Source organism: Pseudomonas sp. CF161 (assembly GCF_000416215.1).
Classification (GTDB): domain Bacteria; phylum Pseudomonadota; class Gammaproteobacteria; order Pseudomonadales; family Pseudomonadaceae; genus Aquipseudomonas.
Map to the genome: position 1 here is coordinate 1 of NZ_ATLP01000078.1, position 21,505 is coordinate 21,505.

Genomic DNA, 21,505 nt, shown 5'->3' on the forward strand with positions numbered 1-21,505 from the left:
CCAAGCCGGGCGCCAAGGTTCACGCAGGCCCAGCGGTTCGCCAACTGGCCCGCGAGTTCGGCGTCGACCTGAGCGGCGTCAGCGCCAGCGGTCCACACGGTCGCGTGCTGAAAGAAGACGTGCAGGTCTACGTCAAGGCCATGCTGCAGAAAGCCAAGGAAGCACCGGCAGCGGCCGGCGCAACCGGCGGTGCTGGCATCCCGCCGATCCCGGTCGTGGACTTCAGCCGCTTCGGCGAGATCGAAGAAGTACCGATGACCCGCCTGATGCAGGCTGGCGCCGCCAACCTGCACCGCAGCTGGCTGAACGTGCCGCACGTGACCCAATTCGACTCGGCTGATATCACCGAGCTGGAAGCCTTCCGCGTGGCCCAGAAAGCCGTCGCCGAGAAGGCGGGCGTCAAGCTGACCGTGCTGCCGTTGCTGCTCAAGTCCTGTGCACACCTGCTCAAGGAACTGCCGGACTTCAACAGCTCGCTGGCCCCTAGCGGCAAGGCGATCATCCGCAAGAAGTACGTCAACATCGGCTTCGCGGTCGACACCCCTGATGGCCTGCTGGTACCGGTGATCAAGAACGTCGATCAGAAGAGCCTGTTGCAACTGGCTGCCGAAGCTGCGGCCCTGGCTGAAAAAGCCCGGACCAAGAAACTTTCGGCCGACGACATGCAGGGCGCCTGCTTCACCATCTCCAGCCTCGGGCACATTGGCGGCACCGGCTTCACGCCGATCGTCAACGCGCCGGAAGTGGCGATCCTCGGTGTTTCCAAGGCCACCATCCAGCCGGTCTGGGACGGTAAAGCCTTCCAGCCCAAGCTGATGCTGCCGCTGTCGCTGTCCTACGATCACCGTGTGATCAATGGCGCCGCTGCGGCACGCTTCACCAAGCGCCTGAGCGACCTGCTGGCCGACATCCGCACCATCCTGCTGTAAGCCGATCGGCTCTCCTGTCACGGGAGAGCCGATTCGCACTGTTTTCCGAGCGCCACGCTCGTACCTCAACCCCGCCAATTTGGCGGGGCTTTTTTTGCCTGCACATCGGCGCAGCAGCCAGGCCAGAGCCTGGCGCCAAACGGCACGCGATAAGTGTGCAGAAATCCTGACCGCTGCCGATAGATTCTTATAGCACTTAGCCTTCATCTCTCTTGTCAGTAAGTGCCGCATGATGCAACCTTGCCGCAGACAACAGTGAAGAGGGCGCGAGCCCAGCGCGATCAGCATTTTCGAAGCGAGTTTCTCAATGAAAAGCCAACCCGATGCCGCCAGCCGTATGGTGGCCGAGGTAGTGACGCAGTTGCCCGTGCCTTCCCGGCTCGGCATGCTGCGTTTCGAACGGCTGAACGAAGCTAGCTGGGCGCTACTGTTTCTCGATCCCAATTGCGAACGCCAATTCGGCCTGCCGGCGGTCGAGCTCTGTGCCCTGGTCGGCGCCCCCTACGCCAGCCTGATGGAGCCTGAAGCGCGCTATCAGCTGCACGACGCCATCCAGCAGCAACTGACCCACAGCCCGCACTATCTGGTGCGCTACACCCTGCATACCGTCGAAGGCCCGTTGAGCCTGCTGGAGCTGGGCGAAGCCTACAAACAGCACAATCGCCACCTGTTGCGCGGCTACCTGCTGGTGGTCGACGGCCTGTTCAGCGACGCCCCGACACTGCCCACCCAGGACCTGGAAACCCAGAACAGCCGCCTGCAGATCGCCCTGGAACTCAACCAGCGCGCCCAGCAGGAACAGCTGCAGCACCTGGACCGGGTACGCGCCCAGCAGGACCTGATCCTGCTCCTGACGCGCCAGCGCTACAGCTCCGGCAACTCGCTGAAGGAAGCCGCCGAGCTGATCACCCGCTGCGCCTGTGACATCTACGAGATCGACTGCGCGAGCATCTGGAACCTCGAAGACCAGCTGTTGAAACCGATCGCCGCGTACACCCGCGCGACCCAGGAATACCGGATCCCCGAGAACATCGACGCCAGTGGTTTTCCGGATTACCTGGAGGCCCTGCACAGCTGCCGCGCCATCGATGCGCACAACGCCATGCGCGATCCGCGCACCCGCGAGATGGCAGAAAGCCTCAGGCCCCGCGACGTGAATGCGATGCTCGACGCAAGCATTCGTATCGACGGCCAGGTGGTCGGCGTGCTGTGCCTGGAACAGACCGGCGTGACCCGGGCCTGGCAGTCTGACGAGATCGCCTTTGCCGGCGAGCTGGCCGATCAGTTCGCCCAGGTCATCAACAATCACAACCGTCGCACCGCCACCAGCGCCCTGCACCTGTTCCAGCGTGCCGTGGAGCAAAGCGCCAACGCGTTTTTGCTGGTCAATTGCGATGGCGTGGTGGAGTACGTCAACCCCAGTTTCACCGCGATCACCCAGTACAGCACCGAGGAAGTCCACGGCCATCGGCTGTCGGAACTGCCGGCTCTGGAAAACCTCAGCGAGCTGCTGTTCGACGCGCCGTCCAGCCTGGCCCAGAGCAACAGCTGGCAAGGCGAGTTCAAGAGCCGCCGCAAGAACTTGGAACCCTACTGGGGTCAGCTGTCGATCTCCAAGGTCTACGGCGACAACCGCGAGCTGACCCACTACATCGGCATCTACGAAGACATCACCCAGGCCAAGCTGGCCCAGCAGCGCATCGAGCGCCTGGCGTACACCGACAACCTGACCAACCTGGGCAACCGTCCGGCCTTTATCCGCAACCTTGACGAACGTTTCGCCCGCGACAGCAACACCCCCATCAGCCTGCTGCTGGTGGACATCGACAACTTCAAGCGGATCAACGACAGCCTCGGCCACCAGACCGGCGACAAACTGCTGATCAGCCTGGCCCGCCGCCTGCGCAACAGCCTGAGCCCGAGCGGCAGCCTGGCGCGCTTCGCCAGCAACGAGTTCGCGGTGCTGCTGGATGACACCAGCCTGGAGGCCGGCCAACTGATTGCCAGCCAGTTGCTGACGACCCTGGACAAGCCGATGTTCGTCGACAACCAGCTGATCAGCGTCACCGGCTCCGTGGGCCTGGCCTGCGCGCCGCTGCACGGGCGCGACCCGCAAACCCTGATGCGCAACGCCGGCCTGGCCCTGCACAAGGCCAAGGCCAACGGCAAGCACCAGGTGCAGGTGTTCACCGAAGCACTGAACGCCGAGGCCAGCTACAAGCTGTTCGTGGAAAACAACCTGCGCCGCGCCCTGACCCAGAACGAACTCGACGTGTTCTACCAACCCAAGCTCTGCCTGCGCAGCGGCCGGTTGCTGGGGATGGAAGCCCTGCTGCGCTGGAACCACCCGGAAAAAGGCATGATCCGCCCGGACCAGTTCATCAGCGTGGCTGAAGAGACCGGCCTGATCATCCCCATCGGCAAGTGGATCGCGCGCCAGGCCTGCCGCATGAGCAAGCAACTGACCGCAGCGGGCCTGGGCAACCTGCAGGTGGCGATCAACCTATCACCCAAGCAGTTTTCCGACCCGGACCTCGTGGCCTCGATCGCCAGCATTCTCAAGGAGGAGCAACTGCCCTCTTCGCTGCTGGAGCTCGAACTGACAGAGGGCTTGCTGCTGGAAGCCACGGAAGACACCCACCAGCAACTGGACCAGCTGAAAAAGCTCGGCCTGACCCTGGCCATGGACGACTTCGGCACCGGCTATTCGTCCCTGAGCTACCTGAAGAAATTCCCGATCGACATCATCAAGATCGATCGCAGCTTTATCCACGAAATCCCCGACAATCAGGACGATATGGAGATCACTTCAGCGGTGATCGCCATGGCCCACAACCTGAAACTCAAGGTGGTGGCCGAAGGCATCGAGACGGCCGAGCAACTGGCCTTCCTGCGCCGCCACCGTTGCGACGTCGGCCAGGGCTACCTGTTCGACCGTCCGATCCCCGGTTCCGAGCTGATCGACAAGCTCAAACGCTACCCGCGCGGCCCAATCGCCTGACAGCGCTGTAACACTCGGGCAAACTGCGTGTCTATTCTGTAACTGACTCCCCAACCTGACTGAGAGGACTGAATCATGGTTCTGCGCTCGGAAATCCTGGTGAACAAAAACGTGCTACCGACTAAAGAACAAGCTCTACCTGGCCGCGAAACCCCGATGAACCTGCCCGAAACCCATTTCGTCAATGGCAACCCGCTGCTGGGCCCATTCCTCGACGATGTGGGCTTCGCGATCTTTGGCCTGGGGTGCTTCTGGGGCGCGGAACGCCGCTTCTGGCAGCACGACGGCGTGGTCAGCACGGTGGTCGGCTATGCCGGCGGCCTGACGCCCAATCCGACCTATGAAGAAGTCTGCTCGGGCCTGACCGGCCACAGCGAAGTGGTGCTGGTGGTCTACGACCAGGCCAAAACCCGCTACGAAGACCTGCTGAAAATGTTCTGGGAACTGCATAACCCGACCCAGGGCATGCGCCAGGGCAATGACATCGGCAGCCAGTACCGCTCGGTGATCTATGCCACCACGCCAGAACAGTTGGCGGCGGCAAAAGCCAGTGCACAGGCCTATCAGGAAGAACTGACCAAGGCCGGCCTGGGCACCATCACCACTGAAATCGAAGAAGCCCCGACCGTCTACTTTGCCGAGGCCTACCACCAGCAATACCTGGCGAAAAATCCCGCCGGCTACTGCGGCATCGGTGGCACTGGGGTCACTTGCCCCATCTGAAGCAACTGCACGTCAAGAACAGCTACAAGCGGCAAGTTGCAAGCGGTTGAGCCCAGGCTTGCCGCTTGCCGCTTCAAGCTAGCCACTGCTACTCAGCTATCAACCAATCCATCTGCCAGCCGCCCTGGGTCTGACCGAGTTTTTTCGACAGCCATGGCAGCAGTTCCCGCAGCTCTTCCTCCAGGCCCCATGGCGGGTTGGCGATGGCCAGGCCGGAACCGTTGAGGCTGTTGGGGGTGTCCAGCGGGTGCACCAGCAACTCCACGCGCAACAGCTTGGGGGCGCCGGTGCCGGCCAGGTCCTGGTAGAAGCGGCGCAACATGCGCTGATCCTTGACCGGGTACCAGATGGCCGCCACGGTCTGGCGCATGCGGCCAATGGCTTCCTTGAGCGACGCCGCGCAACGCTGCATTTCGTCCAGTTGCTCGAAGGGCGGATCGATCAGCATCAATGCACGCTTCTCGGCCACCGGCAGCAGGGCCCGCGCCACGTGCCAGCCTTCGCCCAGGTGCACCGCCACCCGACGATCACCCTTCATGTTGTCCTTGAGCAATTGCCCGTCTTCAGGGTGCTTCTCGTTGAGCAGCACCCGGTCCTGAGGGCGGGTCAGGCGGCGCGCCAGCTCCGGGGAGCCCGGGTAATAGTGCAATTGGCCATCCGGGTTCATCGTGCGCAGCAGGTCCATGTAATCGTCGGTCAGCGGCGGCAGGTCCTGCTCGCCCCACAACCGGGCAATGCCCTCCAGGTACTCGCCGGTACGCGACGCCTGGTCGCCCTGAAGGTCGTACAGACCAATGCCGGCGTGGCTGTCGAGGTAAGCGAACGGCTGCTCCTTGCGCGACATCAGGGCGATGAGGCGGGTCAGGGTCAGGTGTTTGAAGACGTCGGCGTGGTTGCCGGCGTGGAAGGCGTGACGATAGTTCATGGTTGCTCCTGCGCAGGGGGCGAAGTTTACCTTGTACACGCGCCGTCGTCAGGTCACGCCGCGCAGCCCCTGGCTTATGCCGCAAACCGGGGCCGGGGTGAAAAAAAATTCTAATGCCAGTTCGACCTGTGCGCTGCGAAGGCATTACATTCAGGCCCTACAAAAAAACCAATGCAAGCCAAGGAGGTCGAGCCACTTATGAAAGACGCAACGATTGCGCTGCACCATGGATTCAAATCAGACCCAACCACCAAGGCCGTGGCCGTGCCGATCTACCAGAACGTGGCCTTCGAGTTCGATAACGCGCAGCATGGCGCGGACCTGTTCAACCTCGATGTGCCGGGCAATATCTACACCCGCATCATGAACCCCACCAACGATGTGCTGGAGCAGCGCATGGCGGCCCTCGAAGGCGGGATTGCCGGGTTGGCGGTGGCGGCAGGCAGCGCAGCGATCCACTATGCGATCCAGACCCTGACCCGGGCCGGCGACAATATTGTCTCCACCCCGCAGCTGTACGGCGGCACCTATACCCTGTTCGCCCACCTGCTGCCCAGCTTCGGCGTCGAGGTGCGTTTTGCCCGGGATGATTCGGCCGAGGCGATTGCCGAGCTGATCGACGACAAGACCAAGCTGGTGTACTGCGAAAGCATCGGCAACCCGGCCGGCAACATCGTCGACCTCGAAGGCCTGGCCCAGGCCGCCCACGCCCGTGGCGTGCCGCTGATGGTGGACAACACCGTGGCCACGCCGATTTTGTGCAAGCCGATCCAGTTCGGCGCCGATATCGTGGTGCACTCGGTGACCAAGTACGTCGGCGGCCACGGCAACTCCCTGGGCGGGGTGATTGTCGACAGCGGCACCTTCCCCTGGGCCGACCACCCGGAAAAATTCGCCAGCCTCAACACCCCGGAGCCGGCCTACCACGGCGTGGTCTACACCGAGAAATTCGGCCCGGCCGCCTTTATCGCCCGCGCCCGTACCGTGCCGCTGCGCAACACCGGCGCAGCCCTGGCGCCGATGAACGCCTTCCTGCTGCTGCAAGGCCTGGAGACCCTGGCCCTGCGCATGGAACGCCACACCGAGAACGCGCTCAAGGTCGCGCAGTTCCTGCAGCAGCATGCCCAGGTGGCCTGGGTCAGCTACGCCGGGCTGCCGGACCACCCGCACCACGAGCTCGCGCAGAAGTACATGAAGGGCAAGCCGTCGGCGATTCTCTCGTTCGGCCTCAAGGGCGGTTATGAAGCCGGCGTACGTTTCTACGATGCGCTGCAGATCTTCAAGCGCCTGGTGAACATCGGCGACGCCAAGTCCCTGGCCTGTCACCCGGCCTCCACCACCCATCGCCAGATGAATGAGCAGGAGCAGGCCAAGGCCGGGGTCAAACCGGAAATGATCCGCCTCTCGGTGGGCATCGAAGCCATCGAAGACATCCTTGCCGACCTCGACCAGGCCCTGAGCCTGGCCTAAAAAAACGGCCCGCTACCAGAAGGTAGCGGGCCGTTTCTTATCCGAGGGTAACGAGCCTTGGCTCGTGGCCGTCAGCGATTGAGCTTGAAGTCTTTTTCCGCAGCGTCAAAGCGTTGCAGCATGCCCGCCGTAGGGCGACCTTTGCTGCTGACCAGGAAGATCGCCAGGCTGGCGAAGATAAAGCCCGGGATGATTTCGTACAGGCCCATGGTGTCGAAGTGTTTCCACAGAATCACCGTGGCCGCACCGACAATGATCCCCGCCAACGCGCCGTCACGGGTCATGCCTTTCCACAGCACCGAGATCAGCACCACAGGACCGAAGGCAGCGCCGAAGCCGGCCCAGGCGTAGCTGACCAGACCCAGTACGCGGTTTTCCGGGTTGGCGGCCATGAGGATGGCAACCAGGGCCACCAGCAGCACCATGGCCCGACCGACCCACACCAGCTCGACCTGGGAAGCGTTTTTACGCAGGAAGGCCTTGTAGAAGTCCTCGGTCAGGGCGCTGGAGCACACCAGCAACTGGCAGCTCAGGGTGCTCATGACCGCCGCCAGGATGGCCGACAGCAGGACACCGGCAATCCACGGGTTGAACAGCAGCTTGGCCAGTTCGATGAACACACGCTCGTGGTTCTCGGTCACAGGGCCGGCCACTTCCGGGTGCGCCGAGAAGTAGGCGATGCCGAAGAAGCCCACCGCCACGGTGCCGCCCAGGCACAGGATCATCCAGGTCATGGAGATGCGACGGGCATTGGCGATCGATTTCACCGAATCCGCCGCCATGAAGCGCGCCAGGATGTGCGGCTGGCCGAAGTAGCCCAGGCCCCAACCCAACAGCGAGATCACGCCGATGAAGGTGGTGTTTTTCAGCATGTTGAAGTTGCTGGGGTCCTGGGCCTCGATGGCCAGGAAGGTGGTGTCGACGCCACCGGTGGCCAGCAGCACGATGATCGGCGTCAGCAGCAGGGCGAAGATCATCAACGTGGCTTGTACGGTGTCGGTCCAGCTCACCGCCAGGAAACCGCCAACGAAGGTGTAGGCGATAGTCGCGGCAGCGCCGGCCCACAGCGCGGTCTCGTAGGACATGCCGAAGGTGCTTTCGAACAGACGGGCGCCGGCCACGATGCCCGAAGCGCAGTAGATGGTGAAGAACACCAGGATCACGACCGCGGAAATGATCCGCAGCAGACCGCTTTTATCCTCGAAACGACTGGAGAAATAGTCCGGCAGGGTCAAGGCATCGCCGTTGTGTTCGGTCTGCACCCGCAGGCGACCGGCCACGAACAGCCAGTTCAGGTAGGCGCCGATGATCAGGCCGATGGCGATCCAGCTTTCCGACAGGCCCGACATATAGATGGCACCTGGCAGGCCCATCAACAACCAGCCGCTCATGTCCGAGGCACCGGCGGAAAGCGCGGTGACCACGCTGCCCAGGCTGCGGCCGCCCAGAATGTAGTCGGAAAGGTTATTGGTAGAGCGATAGGCCATGAAGCCGATCAGCACCATTGCTGCGATGTAGATCACGAAGGTGATCAAGGTTGGATTGCTTGCACTCATTGAGTTACGCCCTGGCTTTGTTTTTATGGTGCTGCGGTCATTCTTCACCGCCAAACGTGTACGTCTGACAGACGATGGGGTGTTCCGCGCATTTATGACCGATGTTTCCCCAGGAAAGCCATCGGCCGGTGAATCGCCCTTGTGAGACGGTTGCACCTTGGGCGCGAATCCTATTCAACAACCCAAATAGGGTGCAACCAGTTTCTTGGGAATTAGTTGCACCTAGTGAATTTATTCCGTAATAACCCATTTCTTGCTCCCTTTTGGAGCAAAAAGCCTGATTTTCAGAATGAAAAGCACCAACTGCGATCACGCCCGGGCAACTGGAATTTTTTTCCTGATGAGCTGCGTATTTGTCCGACAAAAAAAGGGTTGCACCCGGTTGCACCTCTTTCGGCGCCCGGCTAATCTTGCGCCCAGCTGATGCCACGCAGTCGTGGCAAACATGAGGATAAAAATATGGCTACCACCACCCTTGGGGTCAAACTCGATGACCCGACCCGCGAGCGCCTGAAGGCGGCCGCGACCTCGATTGATCGCACACCGCACTGGCTGATCAAGCAGGCAATTTTCAATTACCTGGAAAAACTCGAGGGTGGTGCAACCCTGACTGAGCTCAGCGGTTCGATCCGCACCGAGGGCGACGAAGCCGGCGAGGTGCAACTCGACCACGCGCACCAGTGCTTCCTCGAATTCGCCGAAAGCATCCTCCCGCAATCGGTGCTGCGTGCCTCGATCACCGCCGCCTACCGCCGTCCGGAACCGGAAGTGGTGCCGATGCTGATCGAGCAGGCCCGCCTGCCGGCCGCCATGGCCGAAGCCACCAACAAGCTGGCGTCGTCGATTGCAGAAAAACTGCGTAACCAGAAGAGCGCCGGCGGCCGTGCCGGTATCGTTCAGGGCCTGTTGCAGGAGTTTTCCCTGTCGTCCCAGGAAGGCGTGGCCCTGATGTGCCTGGCCGAAGCGCTGCTACGCATCCCCGACAAGGGCACCCGTGACGCGCTGATCCGCGACAAGATCAGCACCGGCAACTGGCAGCCGCACCTGGGCAACAGCCCGTCGCTGTTCGTCAACGCGGCCACCTGGGGCCTGCTGCTGACCGGCAAACTGGTGGCCACCCACAACGAAGCCGGCCTGACCTCGTCCCTGAGCCGCATCATCGGCAAGAGCGGCGAGCCGATGATCCGCAAGGGCGTCGACATGGCCATGCGCCTGATGGGCGAACAGTTCGTCACCGGCGAAACCATCGCCGAAGCCCTGGCCAACGCCAGCAAGTTCGAAGCCAAGGGCTTCCGCTATTCCTACGACATGCTCGGTGAAGCGGCACTCACCGAACACGACGCGCAGAAATACCTCGCTTCCTACGAGCAGGCCATCCATTCGATCGGCAAGGCGTCCCACGGTCGCGGCATTTATGAAGGCCCGGGCATCTCGATCAAGCTCTCGGCCCTGCACCCACGTTACAGCCGCGCCCAGTACGAGCGCGTGATGGACGAGCTGTACCCGCGCCTGCTGTCGCTGACCCTCTTGGCCAAGCAATACGACATCGGCCTGAACATCGACGCCGAAGAAGCCGACCGCCTGGAGCTGTCCCTCGACCTGCTGGAGCGCCTGTGCTTCGAGCCACAACTGACCGGCTGGAACGGTATCGGCTTTGTGATCCAGGCCTACCAGAAACGCTGCCCGTATGTGATCGACTACGTGATCGACCTCGCGCGCCGCAGCCGCCATCGCCTGATGATCCGCCTGGTAAAAGGCGCGTACTGGGACAGCGAAATCAAGCGCGCCCAGGTCGAAGGCCTGGAGGGCTACCCGGTCTACACCCGCAAGGTCTACACCGATGTTTCCTACATCGCCTGCGCACGCAAGCTGTTGTCGGTGCCGGAAGTCATCTACCCGCAGTTCGCTACCCACAACGCCCACACCCTGTCGGCCATCTACCACATCGCCGGGCAGAACTATTACCCCGGCCAGTACGAGTTCCAGTGCCTGCACGGCATGGGCGAACCGCTGTACGAGCAAGTGGTGGGCAAGGTTGCCGAAGGCAAGTTGAACCGTCCATGCCGCGTCTACGCACCGGTGGGCACCCATGAAACCCTGCTGGCCTACCTGGTCCGTCGCCTGCTGGAAAACGGCGCCAACACCTCGTTCGTCAACCGGATTGCCGACCAGTCGATTTCGATCCAGGAGCTGGTGGCCGATCCAGTGGCCAGCATCGAGCAAATGGCGACGCTGGAAGGCGGCTTCGGCCTGCCGCACCCGCGTATTCCATTGCCGCGCGACCTGTACGGCAGCGAGCGCGCCAACTCGGCGGGCATCGACCTGGCCAACGAACACCGCCTGGCGTCGCTGTCCTGCGCCTTGCTGGCCACCGCCCACAACAACTGGAAAGCCGCGCCGATGCTGGGCTGCGCGTCCAGCACCGAAGCGCCTGCCCCGGTGCTCAACCCATCGGACCTGCGCGACGTGGTCGGCCACGTCCAGGAAGCCACGGTCGAAGACGTCGACAATGCGCTGCAGTGCGCGATCAACGCAGGCCCGATCTGGCAGGCGACCCCGCCCGCCGAACGCGCCGCGATCCTGGAACGCGCCGCCGACCTGATGGAAGGCGAGATCCAGCCGCTGATGGGCCTGCTGGCCCGCGAAGCCGGCAAGACCTTTGCCAACGCCATCGCCGAAGTGCGTGAAGCCGTGGACTTTTTGCGCTACTACGCGGTACAGGCTCGCAACGACTTCACCAACGATGCCCACCGCCCACTGGGCCCGGTGGTCTGCATCAGCCCGTGGAACTTCCCGCTGGCCATCTTCAGTGGTCAGGTGGCCGCCGCACTGGCTGCCGGTAACCCGGTATTGGCCAAGCCTGCCGAGCAAACCCCGCTGGTGGCGGCCCAAGCCGTGCGCATTCTGCTCGAAGCCGGAATTCCCGAAGGCGTGCTGCAACTGCTGCCGGGCCGCGGCGAAACCGTCGGCGCCCGCCTGGTCGGCGACGATCGGGTCAAAGGCGTGATGTTCACGGGTTCCACCGAAGTGGCGCGCCTGCTGCAACGCAACGTCGCCGGGCGCCTGGACAACCAGGGCCGGCCGATTCCGCTGATCGCCGAAACCGGCGGCCAGAACGCAATGATCGTCGACTCCTCGGCGCTGACCGAACAAGTGGTCATCGACGTCGTGTCCTCGGCCTTCGACAGCGCCGGCCAGCGCTGCTCGGCCCTGCGCGTACTGTGCCTGCAGGAAGATTCGGCAGACCGCGTGATCGAAATGCTCAAGGGCGCCATGGCTGAATGCCGCCTGGGCAACCCGGAGCGCCTGTCGGTGGACATCGGCCCGGTGATCGACGCCGAAGCCAAGGCCGGCATCGAGAAACACATCCAGGCCATGCGCGACAAAGGTCGCAACGTGTACCAGGTGGCGATTGCCGACGGCGAAGAAATCAAGCGCGGCACCTTCGTCATGCCGACCCTGATCGAGCTGGAAAGCTTCGACGAGCTGCAACGGGAGATCTTCGGTCCGGTGCTGCACGTGGTGCGCTACAAGCGCAAAGAGATCGACCAGTTGATCGCCCAGATCAACGCCTCGGGCTACGGCTTGACCCTGGGCGTGCACACCCGCATCGACGAGACCATCGCCAAGGTGATCGACAACGTCCATGCCGGTAACGTCTACGTCAACCGCAACATCGTCGGCGCCGTGGTCGGCGTGCAACCGTTCGGCGGCGAAGGCCTGTCGGGCACCGGCCCGAAAGCCGGTGGTCCGCTGTACCTGTACCGCCTGCTGTCGACCCGCCCAGTGGACGCCATCGAGCAGTCGTTCGCCCGTGGCGACGCCCTGAGCGCACCGGATGTGCGCCTGCGCGACGCCATGAGCAAACCGCTGGGCGCCCTGCAAGCCTGGGCCGAAAGCAATCAGCTGGCGGAACTGCGTGCGCTCTGCGTGCAGTTTGCGGCGCAATCGCAAAGTGGCGTCACCCGGACCCTGGCCGGCCCGACCGGTGAGCGCAACAGCTACGCGATCCTGCCCCGCGAACACGTGCTGTGCCTGGCCCAGGACGAAGGCGACCTGCTGACGCAACTGGCCGCGGTACTGGCCGTGGGCGGCAGCGCGGTATGGCCGGAAGGCGAACCGGGCAAGGCGCTGTATGCGCGCCTGCCGAAGGAGGTCCAGGCCCGCATCCAGCGCGTCGCCGACTGGACCAAGGACGAGGTGCTGATCGATGCCGTGCTGCACCACGGCGACTCCGACCAGTTGCGCGCGGTGTGCGAGCAAGTGGCCAAGCGTGCCGGCGCCATCGTCGGCGTGCACGGCCTGTCCCAGGGCGAAACCGGGGTAGCCCTGGAACGCCTGGTGATCGAGCGCGCACTGAGCGTCAACACCGCAGCGGCGGGCGGCAACGCCAGCCTCATGACCATAGGGTAAGGGCAGCGGCAAGCTTTTAGCTGCAAGCGGCAAGGAGAAGCAGTCCAGTTCAGGGCTGCTTTTTTCTTGCAGCTTGCCGCTTGCAACTTGCAACTTGCCGCTGCTGCTTGCTGCTTGTGCCGCCCCATCACCCCCATCTATCTTCCTTCCCCCTTTTTATAAGCCTTCCTACACTCGCGGCATACTTTTCTACAGGTAGGCCGCCATGTCCGAGACGCTGCTCAGTTCCCGCAATCTGGCTTTCGAGCTGTATGAAGTCCTCGATGCCGAGGGCCTGACCCAGCGCGAGCGGTTTGCCGAACACAATCGCGAAACGTTCGATGCCGCCATTGGCACCGCCCGCAGCATTGCCGAGAAGTTCTTCGCCCCGCACAACCGCAAGGGTGACGAGAACGAACCGCGCTATGAGAACGGCGCCGCGATTCTGATTCCCGAGGTCAAACCCGCCGTCGATGCCTTCCTCGAGGCCGGCTTTCTCAATGCTGCCCGCAGTTTCGAGGCTGGCGGCATGCAGCTGCCGACCTTGCTGTCCCAGGCCTGCTTTGCGCATTTCCAGGCGGCCAACGCGGCCTCGACCTCTTATCCGTTCCTGACCATGGGCGCGGCCAACCTGATCGAGAGCTTCGGCACCGAGGAGCAGAAGCAACGCTTCCTGCAACCGATGATCGACGGCCGCTTCTTCGGCACCATGGCCCTCACCGAACCCCACGCCGGCTCTTCGCTGTCGGACATCCGCACCCGCGCCGAACCGGCGGCCGATGGCAGCTACCGGCTCAAGGGCAACAAGATCTTTATTTCCGGCGGCGATCACCCGCTGTCGGAAAACATCGTGCACATGGTCCTGGCCAAGCTGCCGGATGCACCGGCCGGGGTGAAGGGCATTTCGCTGTTTATCGTGCCCAAGTTCCTGGTCAACGATGACGGCAGCCTCGGCCCGCGCAACGACGTGCTGCTGGCCGGGCTGTTCCACAAGATGGGCTGGCGTGGCACCACCTCCACCGCGCTGAACTTCGGCGATAACGGCGCCTGCGTCGGCTACCTGGTGGGCAAGCCGCACCAAGGCCTGAGCTATATGTTCCAGATGATGAACGAGGCCCGGATCGGCGTCGGCATGGGCGCGGTGATGCTCGGGTATGCCGGTTACCTGTACTCCCTGGAGTACGCCCGCGAACGACCACAGGGCCGCCTGCCGGACAGCAAGGACCCGAACACCGCACCGGTGTCGATCATCCAGCACGCCGACGTCAAGCGCATGCTGCTGACCCAGAGGGCCTATGTGGAAGGCGCGTTCGACCTGGGCCTGTACGCCGCGCGGCTGTTCGATGACACCACCACCCTGGGCAGCGAGGCCGAACGCAGGCAGGCCCACGAACTGCTGGACCTGCTGACGCCGATCGTCAAATCCTGGCCCTCGGAGTTTTGCCTCAAGGCCAATGAGCTGGCGATCCAGATCCTCGGCGGCCATGGCTACACCCGCGAATACCCGGTGGAGCAGTACTACCGCGACAACCGCCTGAACCCGATCCACGAAGGCACCCACGGCATCCAGTCCCTCGACCTGCTGGGGCGCAAGCTGGCGCAGAACGGCGGCGCCGGCCTGAAGCAGCTGATCCGCCTGATCGCCCAGACCACAGAACGGGCCCAGGCCCATGAATCACTGACGCGCTTGCGCCAGCCCCTGGAGCAACTGGTGGCGCGCCTGCAAAGCGTGACCCTGGGCCTGCTCGGCGACCTGGCCCAGGGCCGGGTCAACAGCAGCCTGGCCAACTCGGCGCTGTACCTCAAAGCCTTCGGCCACACGGTGATTGGCTGGCGCTGGCTGGAACAGGCGATCCACGCCGAACAAGGGCTGGCCAAGGGCAACCCGGCGGACAGTGATTTCTACCAGGGCAAATTGCAGGCGGCGCGGTACTTCCTGACCTGGGAAGTACCAGGTTGCCATCATGAACTGGCCCTGCTCGAAGCCCGGGATGACACCTGCCTGGCCATGCAGGACGCCTGGTTCTGAGGTACGGGCTCTGAGGCGCCGACTCTGAGGCATTGAGCCTGGCGCACTCGATCACCCCAGTTTGAACCCTCCCACCTGCCGCGCCAGGTCATCCGCCAGGCGCTGCAGGGTCTGGCAGTCCTCGCGGCAGGCCTGCGCTTCACTGGCCGTGGCCCGCGCCAGGTCGGAGATGCCCTGCACATTGCGATTGATTTCCTCGGTCACCGCCGACTGTTCCTCGGTGGCCGTCGCCACCTGATGGTTCATGTCACTGATGCGCTCGACCTGGCCGGTAATCGCGGTCAGGGAAGCCCCGGTGCGCTGGCTCGACTCGACCCCGGTGCCGGTGGCCGCCTGCCCGGAGTGCATGGAGGACACGGCGTTCTCCGCGCCCTGCTTGAGGCGCTGGATCATGTGCTGGATCTCATCGGTGGAAGCCTGGGTCCGCCGCGCCAGGGTTCGCACTTCATCGGCCACCACCGCGAAACCACGGCCCATGTCACCGGCCCGGGCCGCTTCGATGGCGGCGTTCAGGGCCAGCAGGTTGGTCTGTTCGGAAATACTGCGAATCACCGCCAGCACCTGATCGATGGAAGCCACCTGGGTCGCCAGTTCGCTCACCGCCTCGGCGGCAACCCCCACCTCATCGGACAGGCTCTGGATATGCCGGATCGATCCCCCCACCACATCCCGGGCCTGCAGCGCCTCGTCCCGTGCCGACTGCGAGGCGAGCGCGGCGTTGCCGGCGTTCTGCGCGATGTCCTGCACGGTCAGGCCCATTTCGTGGACGGCGGTGGCCACCATGTCGGTCATCTCCTGCTGGCGGCCGGAACGCCGGGCGGTGTTATCCACCACCTGCGCCACCTGGCCCACGGCCGCACGCAGGCGCTCGCTGGTGGCCAGGACTTCGCCGATCATGTCGCGCTGGCTTTGCAGAAAACGATTGAAGCCCCGGGCCAGGTCCCCCAGCTCATCGGCACGACTGGCATCCAGGCGATGGGTCAAATCGCCACCACCGCTACCAATCGCTACCAGCGCCGCTGTTACCTGGCGGATCGGCCGCACCAGCCCACGCGCCAGCAGCACCACCAATAACAGGCAGGCCAGGGCCACGGCCAAACCGATGCCGCTGGTCAGCCACAGGGCACGCCAGGCCTCGGCGTAGATCTGCGCCCGGGGCACTTCGGCCACCAGGGTCCAGCCCAGGTCGCGCAGGGGCAGGCTGAAGGCCAGGTAGTCCTCGCCATCACGGACGAAGGGGCTGCTGGACAGGCCTTGATGGCCCATCACCGCCTTGGCCGCGTCTTCGCCGATCTGCTGCGCCAACTGGCGTTTGCCGCTGAACCGGGCCTCGGGGTGAACCTGGATCAGGCCGTCATCTCGCACCAGCAACACCTTGCCGCGCTCGCCAAAACTGAAGTTGTGAATCAGCTCCGACAGCTCGCGCATGCTCAGGCCCAGCCCGGCCACGCCCACCACCTTGCCGGCCTGGCGCACCTTGAGGTCGATGAACAGCGCCAGCTCGCCGGTGCTGGTGTCGTTGTCGATATTGAGCAGGCGCGGCGAATCGCCGTCGATGAAGGAGTAGAACCAGGAATCGGCGGGGTTGGACCGACTGAGGGTGCGGTCCAGGCCTTTTTCGTTGTAGTAGTGGTGGCTGGCGGTGCCCGCGATCAGGGCGGTGAAGGCCTGGTGCTCGGCGCGGATACCTTCCAGGTAGCTGACGAAGCTGTCGGTTTGAGCAACGTTTTCGCCCCCCGCCAGCCAATCACGCACCATTGTGTTGCCGGCGATGTCCTTCGCCGCCGTCAGCGGCTGCACCAGAATCCGTTCGATATCGTTGCGCATCGCTTCGATGCTCGACGGCAGTGCCTGCTCCAGCAGGTAGCTCTGGGCCAGGCGGTTGACCACCAGGGTATAGAGGCCAACCACGATCAGAACACTGACCAGCAGGGCAGTGCCCATGCCCAGAATCAGTTGCCATTGAATACTGCGTCGCCAGAACTGCATGGAGCACCCCCAAAGAATAAGAGGCTGAAACACTGCAACAGCCGTGCCGATTGTATACAACTTAATCGACAATCTATTCTTTGGTTGTACTCAAACCCATCAACCCTGGTTGATGGTCTTGGCGATGACGTCAACCGTGGCGCTGACTTGCTCTTGGTAACGGTTGAGTTCCTGCTGGTGGCGCTTTTGCATCTCGATCTGCTGCGAACACAGATTCATCGCCGCCAGCACCAACAACCGGTCGCCAATCAACGATGGGTATTTCTTCTTGGTGTCAGCCAACGCGGCTTTCAACATCAGGGCTGCGTCCAGCAGGGTCTGCTCTTCCCCGGCCGGCGCCTTGATCGAATAGGTTTCACCGAGAATCGAGACGACTTTTACCCCTTCGGCGCCGTGCATCATGCGCCAACGGGACCGGCGCTGACGCGCTCGACCAGGGCCTGGATACGGGCGGCGGTCGCGCCTTGTTTCTCTTCCTGCTCCATCAGGCTCAGTTGCAGGCTTTCGTTTTCATCCTTGGCCTGAGCCAGTTCGCTCTTCAGGGTTTCGTTCGTGCCGAGCAGTTCCTGGTTCTGTTGCACCAGGTCGCTGACCAGCTGTTCCAATTGGCTTAGGGATGCTTCCAACATTTTGATTTTCCGAGCATTTTCAAAGGGCGCGTACGATAAAGAAAAGTCACCACGGATGCCAGGGCTATCCGGCGCAACGCCTTGATAAACCTGGCTCTGACCCTTCCGGCGAGTGTTAAAGACTGTGTTTTGCCCCTGTTGTTCCTGACGCCTCGTCACCTCGTAGGATATTTCTGAAAGTGCGCGGGACGCATCAAGCTTTGATGGGCCAACCCGATAGTTTTTGGACTTGCGTACAAAAACAAAAACCCGGCGCGCATAACGCGCCTCCTGAGTGAGGTAGGCACCATGTCTTTGCGAAATATCAACATCGGCCCACGGGCGTTCCTTGGCTTCGCCCTGATCGGCTGCCTGATGCTGGCCCTGGGCATCTTTGCCCTGATCCAGATGCACCAGATCCGCGGCGCGGCTGAAGACATCTCTCGCGACAACATTCCCAGCCTGATCGGTCTCGGCGAATTCAACGAACAGACCCTGCGCCAGCGCATGTTGTCCTACCGCTTTCTGCTCGACCAGGAACCCGAGCACCAGAAGGAGACCCTCGATGAGCTGGCAAACAGCACCCAGCAGATGGAAGCCGTGCGCCCCGCCTACGAGAACTCCATCAGCAGCCCTCAGGAGCGCGAGGGGTATGCCAAGTTCAAGAGCCTGCAGGCGAAATTTCAGCAGTTTGAACAACGCATGTTGAGTTTGTCGCGCAACGGTCAGACCCAAGAGCTGCGCACGCTGATCAATGGCGAGATGAAGACCAACTCCGACGCCATCAACGAACTGCTGAACCAGATGATCGAGTTCAATATCGAGCAAAGCGTGAACACCAACAAACAAGCCACGCAGCAGTACTCGACGGCCGTCAACCTGGTGGTCGGCCTGCTGATTTTCTCCAGCGTGCTGACCGCCGGCTTTGCCTGGATGCTGATTCGCAGCATTACCGAGCCCATTGCCAGCGCCCTGCGCACCGCCGAGGCCATCGCCGAAGGCAACCTGACCCAAGTGGTGCACGTCGCAGGCACGGATGAAGCAGCCCGCTTGCTGCAAGCCATGGCCACCATGCAGAGAAAACTGCGGGAAACCCTGCAGGAAATTTCCGGCTCATCCGCGCAACTGGCGTCCGCCGCCGAGGAGCTCAATAACGTGACCGAGGAGAGCGCGCTCGGCCTGACCAAGCAGAACAATGAAATCGAGCAGGCCGCGACCGCGGTCAACGAGATGACCAGCGCCGTGGAGGAAGTCGCGCGCAATGCCGCCAGCACCTGTGAGGCCTCGCTGAACGCCACCTCTTCAGCGGGCGAGGGGCGCGATATCGTCCAGGAAACCCTGGGCGCCATCGAGCGCATGACCCTGGACGTGCAAGGCTCCGCCACCCTGATCGGCAACCTGGCCAATGAATCGCGGGATATCGGCAAGGTCCTGGATGTGATTCGCGGCCTGGCCGACCAGACCAACCTGCTGGCCCTGAATGCCGCGATCGAGGCCGCCCGGGCCGGCGATGCCGGACGCGGGTTTGCGGTGGTGGCCGACGAGGTGCGGGCCCTGGCCCATCGCACCCAGCAATCGACCAGCGAAATCGAGCACATGATCGCCAGCATCCAGAGCGGCACCGAAGAGGCCGTAAGCTCCATGCGCCACAGCACCGAGCGCGCCGAATCGACCCTGAGCATCGCCCGGGGCGCCGATAAGGCGCTGAGCACTATTAATAGTGCGATCACCGAAATCAACGAACGCAACCTGGTCATCGCCAGCGCCACCGAAGAACAGGCGAGCGTGGCTCGCGAGGTGGATCGCAACCTGGTGAACATTCGCGACCTGTCGATTCAGTCCTCGACGGGAGCCGACCAGACCAGTTCAGCCGCCCAGGAACTGTCGCGCCTGGCGGTCGGCATGAGTAACCTGGTAACACGCTTTCAATTGTAGTTTGCCCTCCGGGTTCCCCGCCGATGCGGGGCACCCCAGCCCCCGACGTGCCGCGATAAAAAGCTTTTTGACATCACCGTATTTCAACAGGTTAGAATCGCTGGCACGCAGACTGCATGCCCGGTTTGTGCCCGCCTTTTCGCTCCTGGAGTACTGCCTTTGAATGCGACGACCATCAACAGCCTGTTCTTGATCGGCGCGTTGCTGGTAGGTGCAAGCATTTTAGTCAGTTCACTTTCGTCCCGCCTGGGCATCCCGATCCTGGTGATCATCCTGGCCGTGGGCATGACCGCCGGCGTCGATGGCGGCGGCATCGTCTTCGACAATTACCCAACCGCCTACCTGGTGGGCAACCTGGCCCTGGCCGTGATCCTGCTCGACGGCGGCCTGCGTACTCGGGTCTCGAGCTTTCGCGTGGCGTTGTGGCCGGCGTTGTCCCTGGCCACGGTCGGGGTGCTGATCACGACCGGGCTGACCGGCATGGCCGCAGCCTGGCTATTTGACCTCAACCTGATCCAGGGCCTGTTGATCGGCGCCATCGTCGGCTCCACGGACGCCGCGGCGGTGTTTTCCCTGCTGGGCGGCAAGGGCCTGAACGAACGGGTGACCGCGAGCCTGGAGATCGAATCCGGCAGCAACGACCCGATGGCGGTGTTCCTCACCGTGACCCTGATCGACATGCTCGCCAGCGGCCAGACCGGCCTGCACTGGAGCCTGCTCGGGCACCTGCTGCGCGAGTTCGGCATCGGCGGCGTGATCGGCCTGGGTGGTGGCTGGGTGATGCTGCAAATGGTCAACCGCATCCATCTGGCCAACGGCCTGTACCCGATCCTGGTGATCAGCGGCGGCCTGCTGGTGTTCGCCCTGACCAACGCCCTGCATGGCAGCGGTTTCCTCGCGGTGTACCTGTGTGGCCTGGTGATCGGCAATCGCCCGGTGCGCAGCCGCCACGGCATCCTGCACATGCTCGACGGCATGGCCTGGCTGGCGCAGATCGGCATGTTCCTGGTGCTCGGGCTGCTGGTCACCCCCCACGACCTGCTGCCCATCGCCCTGCCGGCCCTGGGCCTGGCGCTGTGGATGATCCTGTTTGCCCGGCCGCTGTCGGTGATGGTCGGCCTGCTGCCATTCAAGGCCTTCCATGGCCGGGAAAAAGCCTTTATCTCCTGGGTCGGCCTGCGCGGCGCGGTGCCGATCATTCTCGCGGTGTTCCCGCTGATGGCCGGGCTGCCCCACGCCCAGCTGTACTTCAACCTGGCGTTCTTTATCGTCCTGGTGTCGTTGCTGGTCCAGGGCACCAGCCTGCCCTGGGTCGCCAAGCTGCTGAAGGTCACGGTGCCGCCGGAGCCGGCACCGATTTCCCGGGCCGCACTGGAAGTCCACGTCACCAGCGAGTGGGAGCTGTTCGTTTACCGCCTGGGCGCGGAGAAATGGTGCATCGGCGCCGCCCTGCGCGAGCTGAAAATGCCCGAGGGCACGCGGATCGCGGCCCTGTTCCGTGGCCAGGAACTGCTCCATCCGTCGGGTAGTACGGTGCTCGAAGCCGATGATTTGCTGTGCGTGATCGGCCATGAACACAACCTGTCGGCCCTCGGCAAACTCTTCAGCCAGGCCCCGCAGCGTGGCCTGGATCTGCGCTTCTTCGGTGACTTCGTGCTGGAAGGAGACGCCCAGCTGGGCGCGGTTTCGGCGCTGTACGGGCTTAAGCTGGACGGCCTTGATAGCGACATGCCACTTAGCCGCTTCATCACCCAGAAGGTCGGCGGCGCACCGGTGGTGGGCGACCAGGTGGAGTGGAACAGCACCATCTGGACTGTTGCAGTGATGGACGGGAACAAGATCAGCAAAGTGGGCGTCAGATTCCCCGAAGGAAGTCGCCCGGGTCCCGGTCTCTTCCTCTAAACTCCAGGGCGCGTTGCGGTTTAGTATCAACCTGATACCAGCTTTG

Annotated in this window: 13 protein-coding genes and 1 pseudogene; 8 read left to right on the top strand and 6 right to left on the bottom strand. The window is 63.1% G+C overall.

All coding sequences use genetic code 11. The features are described from left to right. The 3 genes from CF161_RS14330 to msrA all read left to right on the top strand — a co-directional run. Window positions 1-929, top strand: a 929-nt coding sequence (locus tag CF161_RS14330) for a 2-oxo acid dehydrogenase subunit E2 (RefSeq protein WP_020297306.1), incomplete at its 5' end; no start/stop codon positions are given. 307 nt (window positions 930-1,236) lie between these two features. Continuing rightward, window positions 1,237-3,930, top strand: coding sequence for an EAL domain-containing protein (locus CF161_RS14335; protein ID WP_020297307.1), 2,694 nt, complete (start codon window positions 1,237-1,239; stop codon window positions 3,928-3,930). 75 nt (window positions 3,931-4,005) lie between these two features. Continuing rightward, complete coding sequence (msrA, locus tag CF161_RS14340) at window positions 4,006-4,653, top strand: peptide-methionine (S)-S-oxide reductase MsrA (protein WP_020297308.1); 648 nt, start codon at window positions 4,006-4,008, stop codon at window positions 4,651-4,653. Window positions 4,654-4,741: 88 nt separating this feature from the next. On the opposite strand, the gene CF161_RS14345 is transcribed toward msrA, so the two are convergent. Further along, window positions 4,742-5,578: a 23S rRNA (adenine(2030)-N(6))-methyltransferase RlmJ gene (locus CF161_RS14345; RefSeq protein ID WP_020297309.1), complete on the bottom strand. Its 837-nt coding sequence runs from the start codon at window positions 5,576-5,578 to the stop codon at window positions 4,742-4,744. A gap of 198 nt (window positions 5,579-5,776) precedes the next feature. On the opposite strand from CF161_RS14345, the gene CF161_RS14350 reads away from it, so the two are divergent. Further along, a complete protein-coding gene (locus CF161_RS14350; protein ID WP_020297310.1) occupies window positions 5,777-7,048 on the top strand; it encodes an O-acetylhomoserine aminocarboxypropyltransferase/cysteine synthase family protein in 1,272 nt (423 codons plus the stop codon). Window positions 7,049-7,119: 71 nt separating this feature from the next. On the opposite strand, the gene putP is transcribed toward CF161_RS14350, so the two are convergent. Continuing rightward, a complete protein-coding gene (putP, locus tag CF161_RS14355; RefSeq protein WP_020297311.1) occupies window positions 7,120-8,604 on the bottom strand; it encodes a sodium/proline symporter PutP in 1,485 nt (494 codons plus the stop codon). Window positions 8,605-9,063: 459 nt separating this feature from the next. On the opposite strand from putP, the gene putA reads away from it, so the two are divergent. Both putA and CF161_RS14365 read left to right on the top strand, forming a co-directional pair. Then, window positions 9,064-13,017 (top strand): trifunctional transcriptional regulator/proline dehydrogenase/L-glutamate gamma-semialdehyde dehydrogenase, encoded by a 3,954-nt coding sequence (gene putA / locus CF161_RS14360; protein WP_020297312.1) that lies wholly within the window; start codon window positions 9,064-9,066, stop codon window positions 13,015-13,017. Window positions 13,018-13,222: 205 nt separating this feature from the next. After that, entirely contained in the window at window positions 13,223-15,025 is a 1,803-nt protein-coding gene (locus CF161_RS14365) for an acyl-CoA dehydrogenase (protein WP_020297313.1), read from the top strand. A gap of 51 nt (window positions 15,026-15,076) precedes the next feature. On the opposite strand, the gene CF161_RS33645 is transcribed toward CF161_RS14365, so the two are convergent. From CF161_RS33645 to CF161_RS14380, 4 genes and pseudogenes are all read right to left on the bottom strand, one after another. Continuing rightward, window positions 15,077-15,922 (bottom strand): methyl-accepting chemotaxis protein, encoded by an 846-nt coding sequence (locus CF161_RS33645; RefSeq protein ID WP_371106529.1) that lies wholly within the window; start codon window positions 15,920-15,922, stop codon window positions 15,077-15,079. A gap of 21 nt (window positions 15,923-15,943) precedes the next feature. After that, window positions 15,944-17,014 (bottom strand): annotated as a pseudogene (locus CF161_RS33650) (cache domain-containing protein); the annotation flags it as partial. A gap of 99 nt (window positions 17,015-17,113) precedes the next feature. Continuing rightward, window positions 17,114-17,416 (bottom strand): cell division protein ZapA, encoded by a 303-nt coding sequence (locus CF161_RS14375; protein ID WP_020297315.1) that lies wholly within the window; start codon window positions 17,414-17,416, stop codon window positions 17,114-17,116. After that, a complete protein-coding gene (locus CF161_RS14380) occupies window positions 17,413-17,643 on the bottom strand; it encodes a hypothetical protein (protein ID WP_020297316.1) in 231 nt (76 codons plus the stop codon). The genes CF161_RS14375 and CF161_RS14380 overlap by 4 nt, the downstream gene beginning before the upstream one ends. A 288-nt stretch (window positions 17,644-17,931) precedes the next feature. On the opposite strand from CF161_RS14380, the gene CF161_RS14385 reads away from it, so the two are divergent. Then, entirely contained in the window at window positions 17,932-19,557 is a 1,626-nt protein-coding gene (locus tag CF161_RS14385) for a methyl-accepting chemotaxis protein (RefSeq protein WP_020297317.1), read from the top strand. Window positions 19,558-19,716: 159 nt separating this feature from the next. Further along, a complete protein-coding gene (locus CF161_RS14390) occupies window positions 19,717-21,459 on the top strand; it encodes a potassium/proton antiporter (protein ID WP_020297318.1) in 1,743 nt (580 codons plus the stop codon). The last annotated feature ends 46 nt before the right edge of the window (window positions 21,460-21,505 follow it).

What these genes read in the sequence shown, in the direction of transcription:
- CF161_RS14335 (WP_020297307.1), top strand. Translation starts at nt 1,237, where the DNA reads ATGAAAAGCCAACCCGATGCCGCCAGCCGTATGGTGGCCGAGGTAGTG.
- CF161_RS14350 (WP_020297310.1), top strand. Translation starts at nt 5,777, where the DNA reads ATGAAAGACGCAACGATTGCGCTGCACCATGGATTCAAATCAGACCCA.
- CF161_RS14345 (WP_020297309.1), bottom strand. Translation starts at nt 5,578, where the DNA reads ATGAACTATCGTCACGCCTTCCACGCCGGCAACCACGCCGACGTCTTC.
- CF161_RS14375 (WP_020297315.1), bottom strand. Translation starts at nt 17,416, where the DNA reads ATGATGCACGGCGCCGAAGGGGTAAAAGTCGTCTCGATTCTCGGTGAA.
- putP (WP_020297311.1), bottom strand. Translation starts at nt 8,604, where the DNA reads ATGAGTGCAAGCAATCCAACCTTGATCACCTTCGTGATCTACATCGCA.
- CF161_RS14380 (WP_020297316.1), bottom strand. Translation starts at nt 17,643, where the DNA reads ATGTTGGAAGCATCCCTAAGCCAATTGGAACAGCTGGTCAGCGACCTG.
- CF161_RS14365 (WP_020297313.1), top strand. Translation starts at nt 13,223, where the DNA reads ATGTCCGAGACGCTGCTCAGTTCCCGCAATCTGGCTTTCGAGCTGTAT.
- msrA (WP_020297308.1), top strand. Translation starts at nt 4,006, where the DNA reads ATGGTTCTGCGCTCGGAAATCCTGGTGAACAAAAACGTGCTACCGACT.
- putA (WP_020297312.1), top strand. Translation starts at nt 9,064, where the DNA reads ATGGCTACCACCACCCTTGGGGTCAAACTCGATGACCCGACCCGCGAG.
- CF161_RS33645 (WP_371106529.1), bottom strand. Translation starts at nt 15,922, where the DNA reads ATGATCGGCGAAGTCCTGGCCACCAGCGAGCGCCTGCGTGCGGCCGTG.
- CF161_RS14385 (WP_020297317.1), top strand. Translation starts at nt 17,932, where the DNA reads ATGTCTTTGCGAAATATCAACATCGGCCCACGGGCGTTCCTTGGCTTC.